Annotated in this window: 32 protein-coding genes; all 32 read right to left on the reverse strand. The window is 41.4% G+C overall.

What is annotated here, in order from left to right; all coding sequences use genetic code 11:
* Positions 1-9 precede the first annotated feature (9 nt).
* The 32 genes from NST20_RS12970 to NST20_RS13125 all read right to left on the reverse strand — a co-directional run bounded on the left by NST20_RS12970 (position 10) and on the right by NST20_RS13125 (position 23,756).
* A complete protein-coding gene (locus tag NST20_RS12970) occupies positions 10-486 on the reverse strand; it encodes a signal transduction protein (RefSeq protein ID WP_328229281.1) in 477 nt (158 codons plus the stop codon).
* 310 nt (positions 487-796) lie between these two features.
* Positions 797-1,690 carry a hypothetical protein gene (locus tag NST20_RS12975; protein ID WP_328229280.1) on the reverse strand — a complete coding sequence of 298 codons (894 nt, stop codon included), beginning with the start codon at positions 1,688-1,690 and terminating at the stop codon, positions 797-799.
* Positions 1,687-2,853 (reverse strand): baseplate J/gp47 family protein, encoded by a 1,167-nt coding sequence (locus tag NST20_RS12980; protein ID WP_328229279.1) that lies wholly within the window; start codon positions 2,851-2,853, stop codon positions 1,687-1,689. Before NST20_RS12980 ends, NST20_RS12975 begins: the two co-directional genes overlap by 4 nt.
* Entirely contained in the window at positions 2,846-3,205 is a 360-nt protein-coding gene (locus tag NST20_RS12985; RefSeq protein WP_328229278.1) for a DUF2634 domain-containing protein, read from the reverse strand. The genes NST20_RS12980 and NST20_RS12985 overlap by 8 nt, the downstream gene beginning before the upstream one ends.
* Positions 3,202-3,546: a hypothetical protein gene (locus tag NST20_RS12990; protein ID WP_328229277.1), complete on the reverse strand. Its 345-nt coding sequence runs from the start codon at positions 3,544-3,546 to the stop codon at positions 3,202-3,204. Before NST20_RS12990 ends, NST20_RS12985 begins: the two co-directional genes overlap by 4 nt.
* Positions 3,547-4,377, reverse strand: a complete 831-nt coding sequence (locus NST20_RS12995) for a hypothetical protein (RefSeq protein WP_328229276.1) — start codon at positions 4,375-4,377, stop codon at positions 3,547-3,549.
* On the reverse strand, positions 4,367-4,732 hold the full coding sequence (locus NST20_RS13000; RefSeq protein ID WP_342399587.1) for a hypothetical protein: 366 nt from the start codon (positions 4,730-4,732) through the stop codon (positions 4,367-4,369). Before NST20_RS13000 ends, NST20_RS12995 begins: the two co-directional genes overlap by 11 nt.
* 8 nt (positions 4,733-4,740) lie before the next feature.
* Positions 4,741-5,292: a phage baseplate protein gene (locus NST20_RS13005; protein WP_328229274.1), complete on the reverse strand. Its 552-nt coding sequence runs from the start codon at positions 5,290-5,292 to the stop codon at positions 4,741-4,743.
* Complete coding sequence (locus NST20_RS13010) at positions 5,292-9,170, reverse strand: transglycosylase SLT domain-containing protein (protein WP_342399588.1); 3,879 nt, start codon at positions 9,168-9,170, stop codon at positions 5,292-5,294. The genes NST20_RS13005 and NST20_RS13010 overlap by 1 nt, the downstream gene beginning before the upstream one ends.
* Before the next feature lie 210 nt (positions 9,171-9,380).
* Positions 9,381-9,665 (reverse strand): hypothetical protein, encoded by a 285-nt coding sequence (locus NST20_RS13015; protein WP_342399589.1) that lies wholly within the window; start codon positions 9,663-9,665, stop codon positions 9,381-9,383.
* Positions 9,666-9,779: 114 nt separating this feature from the next.
* Entirely contained in the window at positions 9,780-10,175 is a 396-nt protein-coding gene (locus NST20_RS13020) for a DUF3277 domain-containing protein (protein WP_342399590.1), read from the reverse strand.
* A 13-nt stretch (positions 10,176-10,188) separates the two neighbouring features.
* Complete coding sequence (locus NST20_RS13025; protein ID WP_342399591.1) at positions 10,189-11,196, reverse strand: DUF3383 family protein; 1,008 nt, start codon at positions 11,194-11,196, stop codon at positions 10,189-10,191.
* 1 nt (position 11,197) lies between these two features.
* On the reverse strand, positions 11,198-11,680 hold the full coding sequence (locus NST20_RS13030; protein ID WP_342399592.1) for a hypothetical protein: 483 nt from the start codon (positions 11,678-11,680) through the stop codon (positions 11,198-11,200).
* Positions 11,681-11,682: 2 nt separating this feature from the next.
* Positions 11,683-12,021: a hypothetical protein gene (locus NST20_RS13035; protein ID WP_342399593.1), complete on the reverse strand. Its 339-nt coding sequence runs from the start codon at positions 12,019-12,021 to the stop codon at positions 11,683-11,685.
* Positions 12,022-12,031: 10 nt separating this feature from the next.
* On the reverse strand, positions 12,032-12,670 hold the full coding sequence (locus tag NST20_RS13040; protein WP_342399594.1) for a hypothetical protein: 639 nt from the start codon (positions 12,668-12,670) through the stop codon (positions 12,032-12,034).
* Positions 12,667-12,981 carry a head-tail connector protein gene (locus tag NST20_RS13045; RefSeq protein WP_342399595.1) on the reverse strand — a complete coding sequence of 105 codons (315 nt, stop codon included), beginning with the start codon at positions 12,979-12,981 and terminating at the stop codon, positions 12,667-12,669. Before NST20_RS13045 ends, NST20_RS13040 begins: the two co-directional genes overlap by 4 nt.
* Positions 12,938-13,081 carry a hypothetical protein gene (locus NST20_RS13050; RefSeq protein ID WP_342399596.1) on the reverse strand — a complete coding sequence of 48 codons (144 nt, stop codon included), beginning with the start codon at positions 13,079-13,081 and terminating at the stop codon, positions 12,938-12,940. Before NST20_RS13050 ends, NST20_RS13045 begins: the two co-directional genes overlap by 44 nt.
* Positions 13,082-13,097: 16 nt before the next feature.
* Positions 13,098-14,027, reverse strand: coding sequence for a phage major capsid protein (locus NST20_RS13055; protein WP_342399597.1), 930 nt, complete (start codon positions 14,025-14,027; stop codon positions 13,098-13,100).
* A 13-nt stretch (positions 14,028-14,040) separates the two neighbouring features.
* Positions 14,041-14,616, reverse strand: coding sequence for a DUF4355 domain-containing protein (locus tag NST20_RS13060; protein ID WP_342399598.1), 576 nt, complete (start codon positions 14,614-14,616; stop codon positions 14,041-14,043).
* Positions 14,617-14,805: 189 nt separating this feature from the next.
* The gene (locus NST20_RS13065) at positions 14,806-15,747 is read right to left on the reverse strand and encodes a phage minor head protein (protein ID WP_342399599.1); all 942 of its coding nucleotides are present in this window, start codon (positions 15,745-15,747) and stop codon (positions 14,806-14,808) included.
* Positions 15,713-17,113, reverse strand: a complete 1,401-nt coding sequence (locus tag NST20_RS13070; protein WP_342399600.1) for a phage portal protein — start codon at positions 17,111-17,113, stop codon at positions 15,713-15,715. The genes NST20_RS13065 and NST20_RS13070 overlap by 35 nt, the downstream gene beginning before the upstream one ends.
* A 6-nt stretch (positions 17,114-17,119) precedes the next feature.
* Positions 17,120-18,352 carry a PBSX family phage terminase large subunit gene (locus NST20_RS13075; protein WP_342399601.1) on the reverse strand — a complete coding sequence of 411 codons (1,233 nt, stop codon included), beginning with the start codon at positions 18,350-18,352 and terminating at the stop codon, positions 17,120-17,122.
* On the reverse strand, positions 18,345-18,770 hold the full coding sequence (locus NST20_RS13080) for a terminase small subunit (protein ID WP_342399602.1): 426 nt from the start codon (positions 18,768-18,770) through the stop codon (positions 18,345-18,347). The genes NST20_RS13075 and NST20_RS13080 overlap by 8 nt, the downstream gene beginning before the upstream one ends.
* Before the next feature lie 75 nt (positions 18,771-18,845).
* A complete protein-coding gene (locus NST20_RS13085; RefSeq protein WP_342399603.1) occupies positions 18,846-19,268 on the reverse strand; it encodes a hypothetical protein in 423 nt (140 codons plus the stop codon).
* Positions 19,269-19,449: 181 nt separating this feature from the next.
* A complete protein-coding gene (locus NST20_RS13090) occupies positions 19,450-19,881 on the reverse strand; it encodes a LuxR C-terminal-related transcriptional regulator (RefSeq protein ID WP_342399604.1) in 432 nt (143 codons plus the stop codon).
* Between the two features lie 15 nt (positions 19,882-19,896).
* Complete coding sequence (locus NST20_RS13095; protein WP_342400428.1) at positions 19,897-20,100, reverse strand: hypothetical protein; 204 nt, start codon at positions 20,098-20,100, stop codon at positions 19,897-19,899.
* Positions 20,101-20,196: 96 nt separating this feature from the next.
* Positions 20,197-20,394, reverse strand: coding sequence for a hypothetical protein (locus tag NST20_RS13100; protein ID WP_265115054.1), 198 nt, complete (start codon positions 20,392-20,394; stop codon positions 20,197-20,199).
* Positions 20,395-20,425: 31 nt separating this feature from the next.
* The gene (locus NST20_RS13105) at positions 20,426-20,605 is read right to left on the reverse strand and encodes a DUF3954 domain-containing protein (RefSeq protein ID WP_342399605.1); all 180 of its coding nucleotides are present in this window, start codon (positions 20,603-20,605) and stop codon (positions 20,426-20,428) included.
* A gap of 72 nt (positions 20,606-20,677) precedes the next feature.
* Positions 20,678-21,202: a Holliday junction resolvase RecU gene (locus NST20_RS13110; RefSeq protein WP_342399606.1), complete on the reverse strand. Its 525-nt coding sequence runs from the start codon at positions 21,200-21,202 to the stop codon at positions 20,678-20,680.
* 41 nt (positions 21,203-21,243) lie between these two features.
* A complete protein-coding gene (locus NST20_RS13115; protein ID WP_342399607.1) occupies positions 21,244-22,101 on the reverse strand; it encodes a DnaD domain protein in 858 nt (285 codons plus the stop codon).
* Between the two features lie 13 nt (positions 22,102-22,114).
* Positions 22,115-22,921, reverse strand: coding sequence for a PD-(D/E)XK nuclease-like domain-containing protein (locus NST20_RS13120; protein ID WP_342399608.1), 807 nt, complete (start codon positions 22,919-22,921; stop codon positions 22,115-22,117).
* Positions 22,890-23,756 carry a hypothetical protein gene (locus NST20_RS13125; protein ID WP_342399609.1) on the reverse strand — a complete coding sequence of 289 codons (867 nt, stop codon included), beginning with the start codon at positions 23,754-23,756 and terminating at the stop codon, positions 22,890-22,892. Before NST20_RS13125 ends, NST20_RS13120 begins: the two co-directional genes overlap by 32 nt.
* Positions 23,757-23,789: the final 33 nt, after the last annotated feature.

The raw sequence follows: 23,789 nt of genomic DNA on the forward strand, positions 1-23,789 counted from the left end.
TCACGCTCCTTATACGTTTGGGTTTAAAATTGTCCATAAAAAAGTGACCGACTGTGATGAGCCCGTCATTTTTACTTTAAAACCGTTTTGAGTTTTATCATATACAATAAGCTCGCCAACGCTTCCGTCGTCATTTTGAGCACTTACTAGTACATCGTAATTTGGTGCGTTGATCTGTGGAAACCCACTGATTGACACTGTTACAAAGGGTTCGGATGATCGGAAATACCCGTTGCTTGTGCCTGGATTGCTGATTGTTGCTTGGCCTTGTAATAAGCGTTGGCTTTTGTATTTCTCAAGTTCTTTAGTGTTTAAATTTGAAAATTGTAAAGCCATTGCTGCAGCTAGTCCGACATCTAAGTGACTAATATCTAGTCCTTCGTAAATATTATTCATTTGCCCGGCAGAAAACGGTGTTCCTTCCTGAATTATCTTGCCACTCGAATCCTTTATCCTGTCTTGCCATGTTCTTCTTTCGTACGTCATAATCTAACACCTCCTATATCTTTTTGAGATTGTAAGTAAATGAGATTAATAGACCGTTGATTGATGGCTTATCGATGTTCTCTGCTTGTGTGTCGAAGACTTCGCCGTCTCGGTCTATCAATTGCGATTGCGATATATGCCCACTAACCGTATCATCTAGGTATAGGTAAATATTTATATTGTCTCCGTCAATGGATGTCTTATAGATTGGTATACTGTAAACCTTTCCGTCAAGCGTGTATCTACCTTCCCTAAGTAAATTAATCAAAGAATTTTTAAATTTTATTAGCCCACTCCCTGTAACTGCCAATTAAACCACCTCCCCAGCAACAAATGTTCCACAAATCGGATACGTTTCCTGCAATGCTGCATCATGATTCATAGTTAATTCTAAATTCGTTTTAACGTCTGTATTTATATTGTTGTCTCCGCAAATCATATACTCGTCTTGAACAACGGACTCAACATTTCCGGTAAAAACGTATGATTCATCGTGATCAGAAATATCGTTGTTTTGTACATAATCTCCACTTATAGGATATTCGTCCTGAAGTACATTTTCTTGATGCTGTCTAAAGGTCAAATTCGTAACAATATCAACGTTCTCATTTGTCTGTTTTTCACCATCAGGTGTTATCCATCCGGCAAAATATTCGAATGGATACATAATGCATTCATGTTTAGAAAGAAAGCTGAACAATCGATCGTTAATGTACTCCCATTGAGTTCCGACACCTCCGACAAGAACTTTACTAATCTCGTCATATGGAATTGATATAGGATCGTCTTGCCCTTTGATCGTAATTACTAATGTTGCCGGCTGGCCTGCAAATGGCCCATCATCTACATCAACACCTGTCTGGACACTTACAAGATGGTCACCCATATAAACTTCTAACAGTTTTATAATCGATTCGATGTCTCCATCAGATAAATAGCTTATGATGATACGTGTTTTCAACTTGAGTCGATACTCATCATCAGATACGCCCCCTCTAGGCTCTTGTAGGATTTCTAAACCTATGCGATCTAATACAACACCCTCAGCTTCGTCTATATCTCGCCAAAGCTCCATTTTATCCAGAGTGCTTTGCAGGTCGTCCATTTGAGCACCAACGATTGAAAATATCTTTCCTATATTGCTATCCGTCGTTTTCTTAAACATATCTGGAAGTTTACTAAGCATATCCGTTAAAAAACTCATTGGACCACAACCTTGTCATAGCTTGTCTTAGCCACTTGGTTTGAACCGACAGTAATATTTGATTGGAAATAATTAATGCCATCCGTGCTTAATTCCACGATGGCATCATCTACACCAACAGTATTTAATACCGCGGCTACAATTTTCGCATGAACCACATTTTGTTTGAGCCCTAGACCGGGATATTCGTTACCATTTTCATCAGTGCCTCCAATATAACTAAGGATTTGATTTCTTACATTCGTGACCCCATCAGCTGGAAAATCAGCGCCTTTTGTAAGAGTAACTCTCACATACACTTGTATGGTTTCTGGCCGCGTAAACCCAATATAATGGACAGTTCCTTTGGAATCCGTGACCTGTACAACAGTAGTTCCGTACACCTGAATTCCTCCAGGTGCAACGGAAAATATGGCCTGGGCCACATCTTCATCACTTCCTCCGAATACAAAAGGAGCGATGCATTTCGGCGGCAGACCATCTTTTTCAACCATGGTTGTATTTTGGTTAATGACTGCGTCCCTTACCCCGGATACTTCTAATAGCTTTGCTGCGATACTTTCAACGTTCGATGCTCCGGATTTCTCCGGATAATTTTGGAAACGCTCATACAGCTCAGCATCAGTTTCAATATCAGCTCCGCCTATTGTTGGTTCAAGATTTGTTACCGAATATACTCCGTCAATTGGGTTTTGAATTTCTGTAATCTGTCCCGCGTCTACATTACCAGACGCTCCCGTTTTTTCGGCATAAATTTCTACTATGCCTACACCATTATTGTCCAATGTGACATCAACTGTGGTGGCAAACCAAATATCATTTTTGGTTCCAACTATAAAACTTTCAGGAATTGTAATATTTGGGTCGCCAGTAATCTGAATGGTTCCACTTGCATAATCATCAAGGTTCCGAGACATCCCTTTGATTTTAACGAGTCGGTCAAGTGAAACACCTTCTGCCGTTCCTGGGAATGAGTTATTGTAAACCTTTTCGACCATTTGCCACAGCAATGATAAAAACCACGCATAGAGGCGGACTAGAATTCCTATGAACGAACGGGTTGATAAATTGATGTTGTCACCGAATAACTCTTTAGCTTTATCACTCATTTCATCAAGTAGGTCATCATACGTTTTCCGCCTAAACCCGTTCTTATCAAGCATCTATGTCCACCCCCTCAATGTTTAAAGCATTACCGTCAGCTTTTTGTAACTCGACAGAGATCGACCTGATTCTTGCTTTATTATCATCATTGAAATCAATTTTCTCAACGGATTCTATCCTATCCTCCTGGGATATCGCTTCCACGATGTCATCGTGGGTCTCATCTTGATTTGCCTCTTTGCCAATGATGTTGTCAAAAGAAAGGCCGTGTTCAGGCTCTAAAAAGAACTCTCCTTTTCTCGTTTGTAACAGCATCCGAATACTTTGAACAAGTTCCTCATCACCATCTACCATGACAACCTCTCCATTTTCAATAACAATATCTCCTTGTACTATTTTTGGAGAAATCATAACTGATACACCCCTACGATGACAGCATCATTCATACTATGCAGCCTGGTATATTCCGGGTCAAAAGTTTGGTTTCCGGAAAGGTTGTCAAGGGCACGATCTGTGAAGTTCAGATGAACAACATCTCCGGTATTTATAGTTCCCACATGCTTTAAAATATGGGCACCCAAAATTGGCGTATACTCATCTAAATTACCGTCAGCGTCTTTCGTTTTAAAAAGAACTTTCACATCAGCAGTGTGGTTACCATGCACTTTTACGACTTTTGCCGGCGCGGATACGTAAAGGTGAAGTCCAATTTCACGGATTAAATTGCTGAAAAACTTATCATCGTACGCCAATCAGATCACCTGCACTTCCGTATAAAAATCATTTCCACTACAAACATGCTTGCCTTTTTTGGCACGATACTTCCCGTTTGCAGTTTTGCTTTTTACCGTAATGATAGAAGCAGTCGTGATACGATGTTGCAGTAGACATTTCACTGTATATCCGCTCACAACGTCTTCCTCAAACGTTTCAGGAGAGCCAATTAAGCCGGTGCTTTCCTCAAGGGTAAAATTTTCGTCTATTCCCTCTCTAATGTTGCGGATAACCATATTCCCCTTACGCCAATAAAGAGAGGCCCCGCAATCACGTACAACCTCTACCAAATTATTTAAGATTTGGCCGGTGACAGTATAGCCGCTTTTGTAAACCTTATTTTTTGGCAGCTTACATTCTGCCAGGCGAATCCCAAGTACGCTTGTTAGTTTTTTTATAATGGTTTCCGCCTTTGTCCCAGATTTGAACGTGATTTTTAAAGTTTTCGTTTTACTATTTGAGGTAGACTTCGAAACTTTTATGCCAGTCAGGTCTTGACCCTCTAGCATTTTTATGGTTGTAATTTTATCAACACCGTCTTTATTTGTTTTCACGCTGGAAATTTTTCCACGGGAAATCACGCCGTAATCAGATTTGTAACCGGCTTGTAAAGTGACTGACGCACCTTTTTTAATTTTTCCGATTGAGCTTGACGACAAATTGTAAATTGAAATGGTAGTCTCATTTGGCTTTTCATCATCATCGAACGGTGATTCAAACTCTATATGGAGTTCGTCGCCCGAAAAATCAACTTTATAATCACCTTCGATATGAACTTTAACTACACGGCCAAATAGTTTAGTCGCCATTATTATCCACCTCATCATCAAGGTTCGGCTCGTTTTCATCGAGTGTATTATTGACAAATAAGAAAACTGTTTCCATAAAATTGCTGAAAGTAATACGGGTCGCTTTCCCTGACTCGTCTACCGGAATTAACGTGGGTGCAGGAACATCACGAATAACGTCAGCCCACAGCTGACGGTTAAGCATCATCTTTTCTCCCAAAACAATAGGGTTCAAGCTTGCATCATAAAGATCCACTGTAAAGAAGTCGTATTCTTGGTTATAGTCGAACCTCAAAATATACGTTTCTTCTCCCAGGTCTATTTCAAACTGCTCCGGCAGATTATCTTTATCTACCGGAATATATTCACGCACCATCCATCACCTCATTTGACACGCAGCTTAACCCCAATGGGGATGCGCCTATCGGGGTACCGATTCCATTTCCGTAACTGAGAAATGGATGTGCCATATTTTTTCCACAGCTTCCAATAACAATCACCTTTCCTAGTAACGTGATAAACTTTTTTCGTTTTTGTTGATTTCTTTTTGGATACAGTTTTCTTCTTTCCGCTTGTTTTAACCTTTGTCCAAGAAGTAGTAGCAAAACGAACAAATTGTAATTTAATGCTTACCTCACTGCCGTTTCCGACATCTGCTGTCCGGTTGTCGTCAATGCTTGTGATAATCACATTGCTTGCTATGGTTCTGCCAACGAATTTAAGGACTGCACCATTCCTCATAGAGTCTCTTAAATATTGCAGATCACTTTTATAATTAGAGCCTAATACAAAGCCATTGATGCTTAGCGTTTGTGTTTCTTCTTGAACGTGGTCAGACAATGGCGACCCTTTTTCAACTGGATAACTGGTGGCGGAAACAGATGAGGATAATCCCTCATCTGTAATTGTTAAACTGACCTTTCCGAGTTTTGCCACTATACAACCTCCTCTGGTCCAAAGAGATCAAGCAGTTTTTTGTAATGGTCATCAAGCATGTTTTGGAATTCTTGTTTCAAGTTTTGTGTAGTGGCAGAATCAGCATTTCCTTCCACTTTTATTTCTACGTGTGGCTCATAATTGATTTGGACAGTCTTGCTACCGCTATATCCACCCATAGATGGAGTATAGGCGTTGCCTGTGCTTCCACTACTTGGAGGATTATAGCCTAATTCAGCATTCGCTTGAGCAAGCAAGGATAAAGCGTTTTTCCTCATGCTTGGCTCGGTCGGGATAATGTATTCTTTCCAGCCGTTTTCGGCTAACGTTGCAAACTGTGGCTTGTTTGCAATTCCTCCTGTTGCATAGCCGACATATCCTTTTCCTTGAGCAAGATTGCGGATTCCCGGAACATTGCCGATGGAACCGTATCTGGCTTGCATATAACGAATGGCCGCGACAGCATTGTGGATCGGATTCCATATGTCATTCATGCCCGGAAGCTTATAGGCATTGAATGTGGAATCGATTGTTTGCATAAGCCCCTTCGATGGATGCCCGGCTTTGGCGTTTGAGTCCCAAAGGTTTATCGCCCTTGGATTTCCCCCTGATTCATGCATTGCTAAGGTTACTAATGGTCCTAGCCATGAAGAAGGAACGCCTGTAATGGCCATTGCAGCACGAATCCATTGAGTAACACTGCCTTTACCACCGCTGCCTAATGAAATGAAGCCTTCCAATTTGCTTTTTACAAAGCCAATCGCTTTGTCTTTTATGAGAGATAGGGCACCTTTCCCTATTGTCCCGAATACTCCATCAATATGTGGAAGACTTACGCCAAAGTGATCCCAGACCTTTTTCATGAGTTCGCCTGGTTTGTCTAGGTAGGACCAAATATCCAGAGCGAAATCTTTCACTTTTCCGGCCGCGCTCTTAACGCCGCCCCACGCTTTACTTCCAAGGCTCTTAGCGCCATCAATTACTGAAGAAGCCATATTTTTGAGTTTAGAACCAATCCCATTTGCATAAGCAGGTAGCAATCCCGATGATAGTAACGCCTTGGTTTCTCGATGCGGCAAAACTTCGGTTCCTCGCGGTAAGTAAACGAGCGTGCTTGTAGCTGGTGATAGTCCGATTTGTCCGGACGGTGTTCTAATCAATTCAGGACCGCCACCGTCTCCAACGATCGCAGGACCGCCAGGATGGAAGTTAGTACCTTGAGCGTATTGTGGTGGATTCCATTTTGGTATCCTGGATTTCACACCGATTTTTCCCAAAACCCAGTTGATACCACCTGTAACGCCATTTACACCCTGTGCTAAGCCTCCAACAAGAGCATTCGCAAGGTGCTTGATACCACTCATAGCTTTACCAGCCATGCTTTTGATGCCATTGCCGATCTTTCCAGGTAAAGCTTTGGCTCCGTTGACGATATTGGTAAAAGTGGAAGAAACAAAACTCTTAATGCTATTAAATATGCTGACCGTGTGGCTTTTTGCGCTGTTCCATCCAGATTTTACGCCGCTAACAATGCGAGAAACGAGTCCAGACAGTCCGCCTCTCAAGCCATTCCATATTTTTAATGCTCCGCTTTCAATGCCCCTAAAAATAGCCAAAGAATTATTTCTCATTGCGGAAAAACCGCCGAAAACAAAGTTTTTAATGGCGGAAATTCCTCCGATAAAAATAGCGCGAGCACTATTCCAAAGGGATACAAAAACACCTTTCAAACCAACAAAAAATGCTCGTCCAGCAGCCAATACTCTTCCGAAAAAGAGAAGCTGAACATAGTTCCAAATGAACTGAATGGCTCCGAAAAATACTTGTTTAATGCCTTGCCACATCGTATGGAAGTTCAGCGTAAAGAGCCCGGCAAATATTTTCACTAAGCCCATAATGACGTTCAGCGCACCGCTGATGACGCCTTTAATATTGCCCCATACTGAAATAATGAGGGAAAGTATAGACGGCCATACAAACTTCATTACCGACCAAATCGCATTTGCCACTGTAACGATTACGACCCGAATTGGTGCCCAAATATTCCTTACGGCTTGCAGGATTTGTGCACCGTTTTGACTCCAGAAGATTCTTAAAGCATTTAGCTTGCTTTGAACAAATCCGGTTATAGCTGAAATGGCTTGAAAAATATATGGAGAAATAAATCCCCAAACCTCTTGTGCTTTGGTTTTAATGGCATTCCAAGCGCTAATTACGCCATTTCTAAATGTTTCAGAATGGTTCCAGGCATAATAAAGGGCATAACCAACACCCACAATAGCAGCAGAAACAAGCGCTGCTGTTCCAGCTACTGCTGCGAAACCTGTAACAAACGGACCAATCAACGCCCATGTTCCCGCTAATGCAGCCTGAAAACCACCAAACAAGCCAATCCCTACGGCCAAAGGCGAAAGTATCATGGTTAAGCCGACAAATAAATAAGCGAACATGCCGACTAACTTTGTGACATTAGAATTTAGCTTGTTAATCGAATTGATAAAGTTACCAACCGATGTGACAGCATCAACCACATGTGATGCAATGTTTCCCCACAAAGAAACAAATGGCTGAAATGCCGAAGCGAAAGTTGATTTAAATCTTTCCCAAGACTTTCCTAATGGGGTTAAGCTATTTTGCAGGTCCTGAATTTTCTTTCGAGTTTCCTCTCTCAATTTTGTCAGCTCATCTGTAGCCTGAGTACGGGCAAGCCCCACTTTTTCGCGCCAGAGAGAGACATACTTGTTCAATTCTGGACGGCTCATGTTGTTAAGAGCTTTCACTTGTCCCGCAGCAGCTGGCCCCGCTTTCTGGAGTTCCTTAATTAATCCATCATCCACACCTTTTTTTACAAGGCCTTGTAGGTTGGTCCTCCAGGTTCTTATTGCGTTAAGCTGGCTTTGCAAAGCTTTAATAAGTTCAGATCCATTGACTTTTGGAACTGAGACTTTTTCAAATAAACCAACAAAATTGGAGATTTCATTCACCCGCTGATTCCACGCATCACGGTAGATTTTTGTTAAATTCGCTTCTTGCTGCTTCACTTTGTCCGGGTCCGGTCCTAACGAAGCATGAGCCATTATCGCCGTGAATCCTAGCCATGCTGCCCCTGCGATCGCCAGTACTGCTTGCTGCCGCATGATTCCTTGATTGATCACGGATATGGTATCTTGAAGATCTTTCATTTTAGCGTTCGGCCCAAGCATTTTTAAGGCTAACTGTGCAGCATTCCCGGCACGAACCATCTTTTCCATGTGGCTTGTTACAGCGAGCAATGGGTTATTAATTTTGAGAATCGAACTTCCCATTCTGTCATAAATCTTGGTAATTTTGTCACTTTGCCCGCTCATAGCTGACATAGTTGCGATTGATTGAATCATTCCCTGCCGCATGGAAAGGTTGCTATTGATCATTTGATCGCTGATTTTTTTGTGGGCTTTCCCAAGCTTTTGAATTTCCGACATGAAATCATCCGTAGTTCCTGTATAGTGCCCCATCTGCATGCCAAGTTTGCGCATTTCAAATTCAGATTCAAGAAGATCCTTCCTAAATTGCCTCATTTGATTATGATTTTGTATCAATGATTTTCGCATATCTGTGCTCATATCAGACCAGGCTTCTGCCAGATGGATAGCACTCATACCAGAATCACGAGCAAGTTTACGAATAACATCACTCTGACGGGAAAACTGATTAACGAACGCTTTGGATTCATCAATCATTCCTGCGTATGCAATGTCAACGAATTTTGACATTTTGCTCATTTCCCTTGCGGCCTTATTGGTCGTGCCCGCAAAGTCATTCATGGCTTTGTTCATTTTATTTAACGGTGAAGCATCGGCGTTGAAACCGATGTCCACCGTCATATCTCGGAGGCTCATGACTTACCTCCTTTCATCCGGTATTTTTACTTTCTTTTCATAGCTTTTGCTTCTCTTTGGGCCTTAATATCCATGGCCATATTAATTTTGGCCAACTGTCTTCGAGACATTTGCAAGGATTCCGTATAGGAAATAACCCCTTCCACGATTGGTCGATAAAACAGCCAGTCTTTCTCTACTTCTTGCCGAATAATGGTTTTATCAAGATTGTTATCTTCCAGATTTAAGAAAGTTCATCGCTTCTTCGAGAAGCTCATCTAACCCTTCATGAGGTTCAATCCCTTTTTCGTCGTTTCCATCGAAATATTCGAAAGAAACCTTAGGATCGACAATCACATGTTTGAAAAGTTCCTCGGCGAGTTTTTCACTAGACATCCTTCCGCCCTCAAGTTGTGCCCTGTCTTGGATTCTCATACGTTCACGTGCCCCAGGATATTGCAATGTGTAAACTACTCCTTCGATTTCAACTTGTTTTTGAGTTCCGATTTTTGCCATTTTAAAAACCTCTCCTTTTCGATGTAGATTCAAAGAAGCAGCCCGATTGGACTGCTTCGTGAGATTACTAGTATTTTTGTTAATAGATTTTCTTCTCTTCGCGCCCATTTTTCATCACGATTCCGTGTAGTCGAGCACTTGGATCTCAACTGACCGTTCCTCAATATCATCCGAGAATGTTTTCTTAGGAGATTTTTTGATTACTGCCTTAGTGCCGCCTGCCTTTTCATTAATTGGACCATTTTTATAACTGACCCAGACAGGAAAAGGAGTAGTGGCTTTAGCCATTTGAATAATATACGCAAGAGATGGGGAATCCTGTGCTAGCGTTAAAGTGATAGTCCCAAGTGGATTATTTTTGACAACCAAAGAAACTTCACCTTTCGCACTAACTTTCGTTGAAAACTTGTCCTCATCTTTTTCGCACTCAACCATGGTTCCTTCTGCAAATCCAGTAATAAACCGTCCGGCGACAGTAACAGTAACTAAATTCGGATCATAAGTAGCCAATGTTTATTCCCCCTTAAGCTTTAATTTCGCCGGTAATATTTGCTTCATGGATTGCCCCGGCCAGTTCAAATGAAAAAGATAACCCATTGTATACGCGACTTGATCTTTCTTCTGCAGAAGACTCTGCACGTGTCTTAGCCGTCACCGAGTAAATTGGGTTGCCTTCATCGTCTTCAGCGATAATACCATTTGTATATGCCTGTAGCAGCGTTGTCACTACTTGCCCCTCGAGCAAATTAATGCCGTTGTGATCAAATTTGATCTTTTTGTTATTTGCAAAAGCTTGCTGAATACCATTTTCTATATTCGTTTTAATCCAGGACTTTCCATGCATGACGTCAATATATTCGCCGCTTACCACCGCTCCTTCAGATGTCTGATTAAATCCGGATTTTGTGACATATGCAATAGCGCCATCTTGATGAATTTTATTCAGTTCAGCTTCATTCACATCAATAGGTGTGATGCCAGTTAGTTCTTTAAACTTCCACGTAATAGAACCAACTGTTTGTGATCCCAATTCTCCAACTAAAGCCGCATCGGCTTCCTCTCCGGCTGTTGGATGATAGAAGTCAATTACATAGTCGTAAGCTTTCGCTTTGAATGCTGCCCTTTCAGCTTCTGTTTCAGTTTTTACTGCGTAAATTTTGAATTTCTGACTTTCGATAAAGTCAGCAACCGCTAGTTTATCTGCTTGTTCAGCGTTCGCTGTAAGAACAAAAAACCAATCATTCCAGTAATATTTTTCAACCGCTTCTACAGCTGATGTAACCTCTGTACTTTTCGGATCATAAGTAGCAATTGCGATTTCTTTCGGCCGATGTTCTTGTGCAAAAATAGCAAATGCTTTCTTGTAAGCGTTGGTATCTTCTGCAAAATCAGTTTTCACCGCTGGAATGTCGCTATAATTTTTAATTGTGCTTGGTCCAGCTTTTTCAGCCAAAATAAGTGGCTTACCTAATCCCACAAGGCCAGATGGCTTTACTAGATCAATCGTGACAGTAACGTCTTGTAATGGCACTCTACATACCTCCTATATTGACTTTTTCAATAGTTTCGATGGCTCGAATTTGCTCGTCGGTTAAACGAAGCTGAACATCAAAACCGTGCTTATACTCGTAAGAATCGACTAGAAATGTAGTTCGATCTTCAATGTTTCCCACTTGATAGACCGCTAGATTGTTGTCAGACAAGAATGTTTGACCCAAAAATAAAAACCACTGATGAACTTTGAAAGCTAGTTCCATCGTGGTTTCAATGTCCTCAGCATAAAAGCTGAATGATATAGTCAAACGAAATTGTTCTGATCTTTTCTCATATGATCCAGTGTCATCGGTATATTGAGTGATCGCCCCTCTTCCTCTTTCTTTCACATAAGAAGAAGTAATATTGTACACACCATAAGGTAATGGCGGCGGCTTATATGTTGTATTAGCTTTAATAATAGTAATGCCCGTATCTTGTTTGATACGGGCAATCATATCTTTTATGGCTTGAATATTCATTTTTATCGACACCTTGCAAGATAAATATAGACATCTGCATAGTCGCTGTAATCTTTAAATGATTGAATGGTATATTTGTCGCCTTTATATTCGAAAACTTGTCCGAGTTCTAAAGGCTGTGTTGTGTAAATCTTCTTGTCTTTGACACTATAGGTTCCAGCCTCCGAATATTTCAAATCATTTTCGGTTAACGGAAGGATAATACCTTCCATTTGTACAGTGGTTTCACCACCTGGAATATAATCCCCTGCATCGTTCCAATAGCCTTCCTCAACTTTAGTAAAAGTGAAGGGAACCTTGAACTCATCAATAAAGTCAGCAAATTCAAAGGGTTTGTTCATCATTCCACCCCTATTCAATCTCATGCCTGATAGATTCTACTAATTGACCAGTATCTTGTAATGGATTGGTTTTCCCAGGACTTGCAGCTAATGTTACTTTTGATTTTGGTGGGCTCTTAATCGAAACTAATTTTTTTCTAATCAGCCCGGCGAATTCTTCGCCAATAGAATCCATAAAAAATTCAGGATCTATTTCATTTGCGATTACGTCTGGCATCATATCTTTTATTTTTTTGTAGATTTTATCGATGTTCTCGTCGTAACCACTTCTCAAAAAAGAACGTTCTGGAATGGTAACGGATTTCACCAAAACGAAATAAACGTCAAAACTGTCTTTTCCTTTCTCCTTTGCTAACAGTCCATTGCCTTTTTCGGTTTCAATGAAGAATAGGTCATTAAAATCACGAGGACTTTTCCCTTTCGCTTTAGGATGAGAAGGAATAGCCAAATATTTTCCGTTTTTTGGATTGATGGTCATTCCATACTCATGAATACGAGCAAGATCAGCCATATCTATTTCACTTTCTTCATGTTTTTCACCGCTAAATACCCCGACTTTAATCTTTCGGGACTTCAATTTTTCAATATTCTTGATGACCTCACCTAGATCCCCAGTGTCTTTGATCGTGATCCCGATCTTTTTTCTCATATGAACCGCACCTTCTTATATGGCCGGAGATACTTTTCCGCTTCTCGCATGGTTGCACCCTCGAAAAAGCTTTTCGACATGTCTCCAAGCGATTGGGAAGCTACATTGCTGTTTTCGGTCATGCTTTTCACAATGAGAGCGACCCCTTTTTTTACCGAAGGCGGAAGGCTTAATGTTCCATTTTCATCAAGAAATTGATTGTTGCACCATCTTTGAGCGTAATCAATGGCGTCATCCAAGGCGACCTGAAGAAACTCATCTTGACTATCATCCTTGATTTTCAGCCTGATCTTGAGTTCCTGCAGATCCACTTTGATCACCTTCAACTACCTTGAAGCCAAGGTCTTTATAAATCACATTGAACGCTTTCTCGGTTACATATAATTCGGTTTTTCCTTTTTTAATTTTCATTTACACTCTCCCTCCTTTAAGCTGCAGGTGGTACAAGGGCAGCAAATGCGTCATCAGAAAGGGTCATGAAACCGACTTGCATGGTTGCACGAAGTGCGAACATATCACGTTCAAACAAGTTGATTGGTTTACCTTGATCATCTTGTATCGTCGTCAATGTTGCTTCCTCACTGATTTTGTATTCAATATCTTGCAAAATACCATAGCGAGCATAATCCCAAGCCCCTGTCATCAGCAAAGCCTTCGTATAGTCCCATGATTTTGAATCTACATAACCGACTGGTAAGCCTAACACTTGTGAAGAAGCTCCGCCATTTGCTTCATTGAAAAGTGGAAGTCCGTTAGCATCTTTCGCTCCACGGAGTTTTTGGCGGAATCTACGAATGGTAGTGAAACCATCCGGATCTTTGTCTCCATCTTCAATTAATGCCATTAAAGCGTTCAGATCGTCATATAACGAATCATTCGTGCCACCTGCACCAGTACCGATGGTGATTTTATTTCCACTTGCATTGACTTTTTCAAAAACAGATACACCCGTACCAAATGGAGAACCTACACCGAATAGCGCCGCTTGGTCAAATTTGATAGCAAATGCTTCACGAATGGCAGGGCGCATAGCGTTAAAGAAGTCAGTAACTGTGTAATTTAAAAATTCTTTCGAAGCTGGAATAATGACCCCAAGTTTTTTCGTTGTCATTTTGGCTGTTAGCCAAGTAGCTTTATCGGTTTGAATCCGTTCACCTTCACCTACCCAGTAAGCCCCAGGACCACTAGCAAGGTATGTGAATTCTTTTTCTGGTTTTGTCATAGGTTCATATTTTGCGAGTTGTGTGATCGCCGCTGTTTGCATGAATTCTTTCAAAACGAGTGTTGCTTGTTCTGTAGGAACTTTCCCATTCACTGCATCTTGCAGCAAAACATTATTTGGATTGAATGTTGGCATCTATGATTCCTCCTTATTTTCTTAAACTTACTTCGGCAGCCAGTTTATCTATGTTGACTGATCCGGTTTGCGATTTCCCACCCGGTTCAACTCTTCGGCCACCTTCTTTAAACTTGACATCCACAGCAGCTTGAACCGCTTTGGAATACTCTTCTTCTAGCTTTGATAGATTAGCAAGCGTCTTTTCTTCATCGTCAGCAATAAAAAAGTCAACAAGTCCATCAGGTAGGTTCTTTTCTTTCGCTACCTTTAAGGCCTTATTAACCAGTGCCTCACGCTGACGAGCTTTTTCCGCTTCCTCAATCTGTTTTTTTAGCTTTTCAATTTCCATTTGCTCCGGCGATTTTCCCGGATTCCGCTTTTGGATTTCTTCTTCGATGATTTTTTCTAGGTTGTTCGCTTTCCAAGTTTCAAGACCTTTAGAAAAGTATTGATCCAGTCGTGGTTGCAAAAGTCTTTTTCCTTCTTCCGTTTCAAGGAACCCTTTCACCTTATCAGCTGATACGGCAGAAAGTTCTCCAAGATAAGCTGCTACTTCTGAATCTGTTTTATGTGCTTCAAGCCATGCTTTGATTTCTTCTAAAGTCATTAACTATTCCTCCTCAGACCTTCATATTTGCCATATAAGCAACTATAAAGTTCTACTAATGGTTTTATATTCGTTTGTTCTTTAACGCCTACAGAACGAAAAAAAGGCAATAAAAAAAGCACCTCTTTGAGCTGCTATAAGTTCTATTTCTTTGATTATTTATAATTCCGTAATCTTGATGGCTTGTTTTTATTGTTTTAATCGTTCTTTTTTCCAGGTTTCGAAAGTCATGCCCTCTAGCTCTTTAGCATCCACTTTTTCGATCTTTTCAACCGAATAAGTGAGGAAGCACCTGCAGTTAATGTCCTCGCCGGCCGCACCCATTTGTCCGGGAGCCGGACCTTCACCAAGTTTCCCCTTAAAATTTTGATCAACCGGGATTTTCTTCCCATCAAGCATCCGATGATTTGCTGCATGTTTGGCGTCTTTCTTCCCGATTCCACGACCAGGGCGAACACGCTCATCTTGCATGGTGTTCCATTCTTTCAGCATGATGACACCATTCTTATGAGCATGTATGGCAGAGTCCAGCCTTCCTGATTCGCTCGCTCTGTGCGCTTCAGTGCGAACAATCCGCATGGCTTTCACGGTATCGCCTTCTAGCGCTCCTTTAATTCTGTTGGCCATCTGTCCGTATGTTTCGCCTTTTACCAATCCTTGTGTGATTTCTTGCTGAATGGTGTAGATGATATTAGTACGATGTTTTTCCAATCGATCGCTTAAGCTTAAACCGCTTATCGGATTCTCGATCATCGCCGTTATAACTTCCGCAGCAACGGCAGAATAAGCGAGACGGCTCAATGTATCTGTTTCAACCGCCCAAGCCGTAAGGTAATAGCCATCAAGATAACTCTCACCTAAAACGTCATAAATGACCGATTTCAGGCTTTTATAGTTGATCGAGAGTAATCTATTGATTTCTCGTAAAAAACGCCTTAGGCGGTCATATCGAGCCATTTCCGCGTATGTTAGGACGCCACCTGTTTCATATTTCTCATAAATTTTGGAGAGAGCCTGGCGAATTTCATTCAAAGTAATGGCATATCGCTTGGCAATCTCTCGGTCACTCTTTTTTAACCGTTGCCCAAGAGCTCGGTTAATTTGCTCTGCTGATTTCTTGAGGTTGTCCACTTATATCCACCTCATCAAGATTTACCGAATTACGGATATCCTGCTGCATTTCTTCTTCCTCGTATTCAGGATCATCTACAAAAGACAGAAGCGATAGACGTGTCTTTTCAGAAACAAATCCTTTCAATGCAGCAGTTGCTTGAGCCTCTTCAAGGATATTAGCCGGCAAGTTCCGTTTAAATCCAAACCATACATTCAAGTAATTGTCGGCCCCCGTCAAGCCCCTTTTTGCCCACGCAGAACAAAGTACCTTGAATTGGTATCGCAGCGCAGCAGTCATTTTTCGTTCCATTGTGATGCACTTGTTCTCCAAAGCCATTAGTTTAAATTTCATGGCCACACCAGAAATATTTCCGGCAAATTGCTCGTCCGAAAAATTCACGGATTTAGCAAACCGCAAGATGTTTTCTTCCAGGCGATTTAGGTGGTTCTCGATCATGGTGTCATTAATGTCTTTGGTTAAATATTTGACATCTTCTTTTTCGTCGTAAAGATTAAAAACGCCCGTCTTTTTAAGCATTTGAAGCGTTTCCTCATCGGCTCCCATGCCCTTGAGGATGAGATACGCCAAACGATATTGCTCAATCTCATTACTAGCATCAGACAGAGTGCGATCATACGCATTGATGAGTGAAAGCACTTTTTCAGCATCGCCTTTGAGTTCCTCATTGTTCGGCAGTCCATAAAGAGGACAATAATCAAACATGTGCGGCTTTATATCTACCAAATCAAATTTCTCACCATCATTCGCCTCAAAGAAATAAATGTATGTGTCGTCATAGAATTCCGCTTTACGTTTTTCATTAGTCTGGCCTGGTCCGATTTCAGTAACCGTATAATAGCGCAAAGCATATTTTGGCTCCGTGATGTCGCTATCCGAAAGGATGATACATTCCCACGGATCCATATTCATGACCCGTTCTTGACCTTCTGTGTCCACGTAGGCAAGGCGGGCGCCGTAACCGCAAATGGTGGCTTTCTTACCCCATTCACTGTCTTTATCCTCGATGTTATTGCGAAGATTAAATTCATCAATGACCGCTTTCAAGCTATCTTGATTATCCGTTTCGTATGTGATCGGATGCCCGAACATGTAACCCACTTTTGTGTCCACAATATCGGAATCAAATGTGTTGTTGAGCCGGTTGTTGACTTTATTGTCGATTCTTCGAATGGCTCCTGTTTCAAAATCCTCATATTCAATCGGCTGTCGCTGAAGAATGGGAACGCCATCAATCTCAGCCTTATATCGTTGATATAGATTAACCATTCTGTCATGATCCGGTTCGTGGGCTTCAATCATCTGTTCGATCAGATCTTCTGTGGGTCCTCCATTTGCATCGATAGCATTTAAGAATTCTCTCACGTCTTATCACCTCGCTCTCATGCGCTTTCTAATTGGTTCCATGCTGTAACGCAAGGCATCAATTAAGTGGTTATAGTCATCAATCGGCTTGTTAATTAACTGGCCATCCTTGTTGGTATCCCAGACATAATTGGATAGTTCCACTACGAAATTGGCGCAAGATGGATGCACGAATATTTGAAATTGCTGTAGGAACTGAATACCCGATCGAACGCTATCAGGACCCTTTTCCGCTGGCTTAATGCGACGAATCCCATATCTTCTAAGCTCACTAATGCTTTTTTGTTCAGCACTATCGGCAATAATCAATTCCTTAGCATATCCTTTACGTTTGATCATTTCGGCTATCTCGTCATTGTGCATGGCCTTTTCGTAATGTTCATCAAAGATGAAAATTTCTTTGTTGTTCATGTCCACCAAAGCACACGACAAAGCTGTCGGGTCCACGGTGAAACCAAAGTCAAGTCCAAACGCTGATTTCACTCCGCTGCGTTTGGCAATTTCAGATTTATCAAAGTGGGATTCTTTCCAGTTCTCGAAAATGGCCCCTTCTGCAATTCCCCATTCTCCTAAACCTTCGATTTTGTATCGTCTAGGAAATCGGATCTTCATATCTTCAAACAGATCTATATCCGATTGATCTAGGAATTCATTGCAGAGATAATTTGTCGTAATGGCTAAAATGTTAGGACTCTGAACATCAAAAAAACGCTTCTTCAACCAGTGTTTTTCATTCCACGGGTTAAAGGTGAGCGTTAATTGTTTGAAGTATCCTGGCGGCAGTTCACCACGGATAGACATATCTACCTTGTTGAAATCATCTTCATTCAAAATTTGATAAGCTTCTTCAAACCATGCCCAACAAAGATAGCCGACATCCACCGTAATGGAAGTGACGGACATCGGATCATCCAGGCCGCGGAATAAGATCTTTTGCCCGGTCGGCTTATAACGAATTTCCAACGGACTCTTTGTCCATTCCCAAAGATGATCCACTTTCAGCTGGTGGATAGCCCATTTTAGCTGTGCATAGGTTGAATCCTTATGATCTTTGAAAACCTTCCGGATCACAAGCGTATTTGCGAGGGGATATTTCATCATTCGGTAAATAATGTTGAGCGCTGTTGTTGTTGACTTCTTGGATCCACGTCCTCCTTTCACTACCCGGTAGCGTCCCAGGTAGTTCCAGAAATCTTTGTATCCGCCCCCAACAACCTTTTTTAGACTGACCTTACTCATCAAGATCCTCAACAAAAATCACTTGCTGAGAGCCCTCAACCTGTTGCTTGTCTGTCCACATTGCATATCGTTTTCCAAGAAGTTCAGCAGCTTTTACACGGTCCTTGACGCTTGGTGTTTTATCCTCTAATTGAAAAAAGCCCTCTCCTTTTCCGATTGGGATTTCTTCAGTAATTTCGCCCCGAAGAACGCTGGTTAGGAACTTCAACACTTCGTCTTGTTTGGCGATCATTTTTTCTTCTTTTTCGGCAACTCGCTCTTGAATATATTTTTTTATTTCAGGTTTTTTCAGGTTTTCATTCCCGATACTATATGCCGTTTTTTTACTATATCCAGCTTTTATCGCCGCTTCTGTTGCATTCCCTAACTCAATATAATAATCAGCAAAAGCCTTTTGTTTTGGAGTTAATTTCTCCATTTTACATCACTCCTCCACCCCCAATTTGAATTTTTAAGCAAAAGAAAAAGCACCCCGAAGGATGCTAATAAAATATTATTGATTCGCTTTACCTGGTAAAATCCCAATAATTTGGTCTGTAAATAGAACAAAAAGATCTGTCTTAATAACTCCATTAGATCCTATAATAGTTACATCTTCTAATGGAATTATTGCATCTTGAATTATTGTATCTTCTCGATAAGTTTCTTCTTTGTTACTGATTTTTCCATATACTGAGTTAGCAATTGAAATAATATCTATACCTTCTGAATCACCCATATATTTCGCTAAATCTTCTTTAAAACTCTCTATTGATGAAAAATCTAATTTTTTTGTATTAAAAATCCTTCCGCTTACTAAACCAAAAGCCGTTACATATGTCAAATAACCTATTTCTCCTTGTTTTCCTTTATACTCATCATGTGCATCTTTAGCTATTTGTAAAGACTGTGCATACAAATTTTTGGATAAACTCATTTCCTCACCTCCCTTCGTCATCACACTTCGACAAAAGGAGTCTATTTTCCTACAACTTTAGTTCGACAAAGTTCAACAAAAAAACACCACCGAAAGGTGGCGCTTTGATCAATTAGATGGCTTACCAACCTGGTGGAGATTTTTCCGCTCCGTCCCGCCCCCCATTATAAACAAATGGAATTTATGAGCGCATCTTTCCGGACATCCCGGACAAACCGGACATTTCGGACATTTTATCCACTATGCTGTTTTTGATCCTTTGCACATGCCTTACTGATAGCCCCATGTGCTTAGAAATGGCAATCATACTCATTCCATCAAGCAAACATTCCAGAACAACCTTTTCACGCTCATTCGTAATACAATCCATATGCTCTTGAATGAACATAACCTTCTTCTCAAGCTTCTCGATCCACCTTGACTTCTTCTCTCTGCGAATAACTTCACGAAAGATGGGATCTCCATTTTGCCCTTTTGGTAAAGATGCTTCAATGCCATATTGTGCAGTGAAGTTGCCGTTAACTTCGTCCGATAACATTTTCCGCTGCCGTTGAATTTCATTGATCATCCAATGATAGTCACGTAAAATGCTAGCAATCTCTTTTTTATTCATACCAATCACCCCGAACTAATATTTTCGTCTGATTGCCCCTCTACGGCGCTCATATACAGGTCGATTCATCCCCATAAGGTCTTTTATCTCACGTTCACTTAACTGCTCTAATTTGCCCTTCTCCGCCTTCTTACGGCGTTTCTTTTTCTTTCCAAATCCGGTCACTTCCCGGTGCTCCCGTTTCCACTCTTTAATCTGGTCTTTTAGGTCTGGCCGCATCTCCTCATCTCCCTTTTTACAAAATAAAAAGGGCACCGAATAACCGCCATAATAGCGATTAATCAGTGCCCCGGTTGTTCCGGTAGCGTATTAAATTTAGTCGTTATTGCACTCGCAACTTTCCGCAATGTTGCGCCAAAACTCCACTTCCTGTTGTAATCTTTTAATTTCATCTACCAGCTCTCCAAAAGCTCCGCCAATAGTAGCTGCTGCACCGTAATCCATACGCATATGATATTCTTCCATGACGCGTTTTACACGTTTCCAAATTTTGTCAATATCTTTATCTGTCATTTACAAATTCCCCCATTCCACCAATTATCCCCTACTTTTCTGTAAAACTGATCTCGCAGTGCGACGGTTTTCCCGCCTGCCATGTGATAATTTGCTTTCCATATCCAATCCCCGGCGTTGTGACTTTAATCAGCCGGCCGTCAACAACTCTGTACACCGCATTTTCCATCAAATCTATTTCAGCTGTCATTTTTTCGACATTCACTGCCATCAGGATTCCCCCTATGGTAAAATATTCTTGTCGAGATATTACCACGCCGGGGGAACCCGGTTTTTTTATTTTCTACTCAGCTAACATTCCCGGTCTTTCACGAATACTTTCAATCATCTGGTCCACACATGCTAGGTAATCCATTGGCGCCCGGCCTGTGTCTTTTACAAGCAATGCTTCGTATTCAAATGCCTCTCTAGGTATTGATTTCCGCCCTCCTGTAGCGCTTAGTTTTACGTATTTCCGCACCATGCTCATCGGGCAAAGGAAAACATCCTTGCTGTCTTTAAACTCAATGAGAACGAACGCCAAGGCCCCATTTTGTTCCACCAGATTCAAATATTCGTATTGGTGTTGGTGCAGATTACTTAAATCGAATCTGGTAACGGTTTGAACTGATTTTGCTTCAAAGTAAATCGGCCGGCCGCGGTAGACGCCGTCATAATCGACCGTGCTCTTTTCTTCGTAATATCCACTTAAAACCTTAGTGCCTTTCGATTTCAAAACCTTTACAGGTGTCGGACGCTTGTTTATTAACGCGATTTTTCTGCTTTTGTACAGCTGATTGACGAGGTTGATGGTTGCTTCAAATGCCATTCCTCGATTCCCCGTATACACCATGTCAATGCTCCCTTTTTTCAAGATCCTGATTTTTTATACTGCTCTCGAATTTTTTCGAGGCGTCTTCGCTTTTCTTCCAACGTTTCCCCGTCTTCAGATGCGGTTTCAGGAGTGTGGTCTTCGGGCTCCTTTTTAAACCAGTCAGGTAGTTTTTCAACCCTTCCCTGCTTACCACGCCTATATTGTTTAGGCTTGTTTTGTTGCCGCTGTTCAAATTCTTGCTGCTCACGCTCAACATCCGCAGCTGTCTTAATACCAGCGTCGGCCCATGCATTTAAGATTGACCTAGCATACGGATATTTCGCTCCAACCTCAGCTGCTTTTTTAAACGCGATACAGACAACCTCTCCGCTGAGGCCTTTAGTGTCTATCAGGTAATTAATCTCTTGAATCTGTATCGCACTTGGTTGCCCGCCAAAGCAAAGCATGTACGCATCAAAGTAATTTGCGCGCTGATCAGCAGCAGGAGATTTAGTTTTAGTTTCTGTTTTGTTTTGTTTATGTTTAGGTATGGTCAAGCTTTCGTCAGCTGATTGGTATTGATATTGGTATTGCGATTGGTCACCAGATTGGTATGGATATTGGTCAAGTGAGTTGACCAATGAGACAATTTTATAAATAGGGGCTTTCCCCTTTTTACCTTTCTCATATTCAATCAGACCATTTTCAATAAGCTTTCTTCGAGCATCGACCAGTCCTTGTTTAGACAACCCAGTCAATTTCTCTACTGTGGAATTTGGCGCATTAAATCGTTCTTTCCAGCCAGCCATATTGTTTATGGCCATCAGAGTATGCCATAACGCAATTGCGCTTGTGGGAAGATCGTTTAGTAGCAGCCAATCCCTGAAAGCTTTTAATTCTTTTAAATAATTCATGCGGTCACCGCCATCAAATATAAATCAGCTCGCCAACCTCAATTGTATTGTCAAGACGTTTAGTTGCTCGGCAATAGTCGCATTTCTCGCACCTGGTTGGCTTCGCTTTTTCGTTCTTCACTTCAAGTACACGCTCCATTTTCATTTCAATGTACTCATATTCAAAATCAAACCGGCTTTCATCAAAATGGATGACTGCTTTATTTGGCGGATTTTCCTTGGTTACAGCCACGATATATGGCGTGAAGGTAAATCCCAAGCACTCCTGCAAAACACGCCGGTAAACGGCCATCTGCAACACATAGTCCCATGATTCAACGAACGAAACCCAACCATCGTATTTGTCTGACCAGTAACGCTTGTGCAGGTCCTGAGTTGTTTTGATGTCGCTGAAGAACTTACGATCATGGTTAATGTTGTCCACTTTGATTTTCCACTTAGCGCCGAATAGATCGGCCGTATAAATTTGTTCTTTGTCACCTTCGAGAGCAAAATTTACAAATGGATCAGATTTCAGCGTTTCAATCATCCTGTCGGCCGTTTCAAAATCTGAATATTTTCCGCCCCGGGCTTTAAAAATGGAACCGTTATGCTCTTCAATAAAATTTTCAAATGCTTCTTTACCCTCAAAATAAGAATGCAGATAGGATCCAACCAACAGAGCGTTGGAGTCGGGCCTTTTATAAGACCCGTCCAACTCCGCCATCGTTCGTGCTTCGCAGTCCATGAAGCTTTTAAATTGGCTGACCGACATATACTGCAGGTTCATTTCTTTAGAGTAGTAATTCTCATTGCTCAGCTTGTCCTGCGCCAGCTGCATCTTGTTTCACTTCCTCTTTTTCTTTTTCTTTTTCAAACGATTTGACAAGATCGCTTTGTTTTGATTCTTTTTCTTTTTGCTCAAACCAATCTTCCGGCTTGCTCATTCCATCTTTAAGAGAATTAAAGATTTTAATAAGCTCCAAATAATCATACTCAGTAAAGGATTCAGCATTATATCCAAACCTTGCTTCAATCATTTCTTGCGTTACTCGGTACTTGTCCTTAAATGCTTTTAGAGCGTTTCCTACACGGTCTTTTAAAGGACCCTTGCTGTTACCCTTTAACGTTTCCTCACACTGTTTTACTGCCGATTCAACAATGTCACCCGGGATGATACCAAGGATGCAAGCGCGGAGCCTGCGGGCCCCATCATTCGCAACTTTTTCATAAATGTCGCGTGGATCATCAAGCTTTTTTAATTTTCCTTTTGCTTTCATTGAATGCTTAACAGTGAAAGTCTTTTCTTGGCGTGTATTGGTTTCAAGGTCCCAAGCATAGGCCATGGCAACTGATTCACCTTCACGCTGTTCCAATTCCTTCACGCCAAAGCTGATGTTTCCCCAGTTCTGTGCCAATACTTCTGCAAGCCGGATAGATGGGCCTGTTACCTTCGTTCCTCCGCGTGGATATTGATACATTGCCGTTTCCGCCAAACTTGGCCGTTTGCAAGCGTCCAGAATACGTTGTTCTGCTTGGAACACGTTCCGTGGGAATTGCTTAGCCATAAAGATTTGGCCCTTCACTTCCTCTATTTCGCGGCTGCTGGATGCTTGAGCCATTACCATTGGCTGCGCCTGCTGTTGATATTGTTCGGATAAACTGTTCATTGCCATCAATTGTCACCTCTTGATAAAATTTTCAAAGAT

This window comes from Weizmannia sp. FSL W8-0676 (assembly GCF_038593015.1).
Classification (GTDB): Bacteria; Bacillota; Bacilli; order Bacillales; family Bacillaceae_C; genus Weizmannia; species Weizmannia coagulans.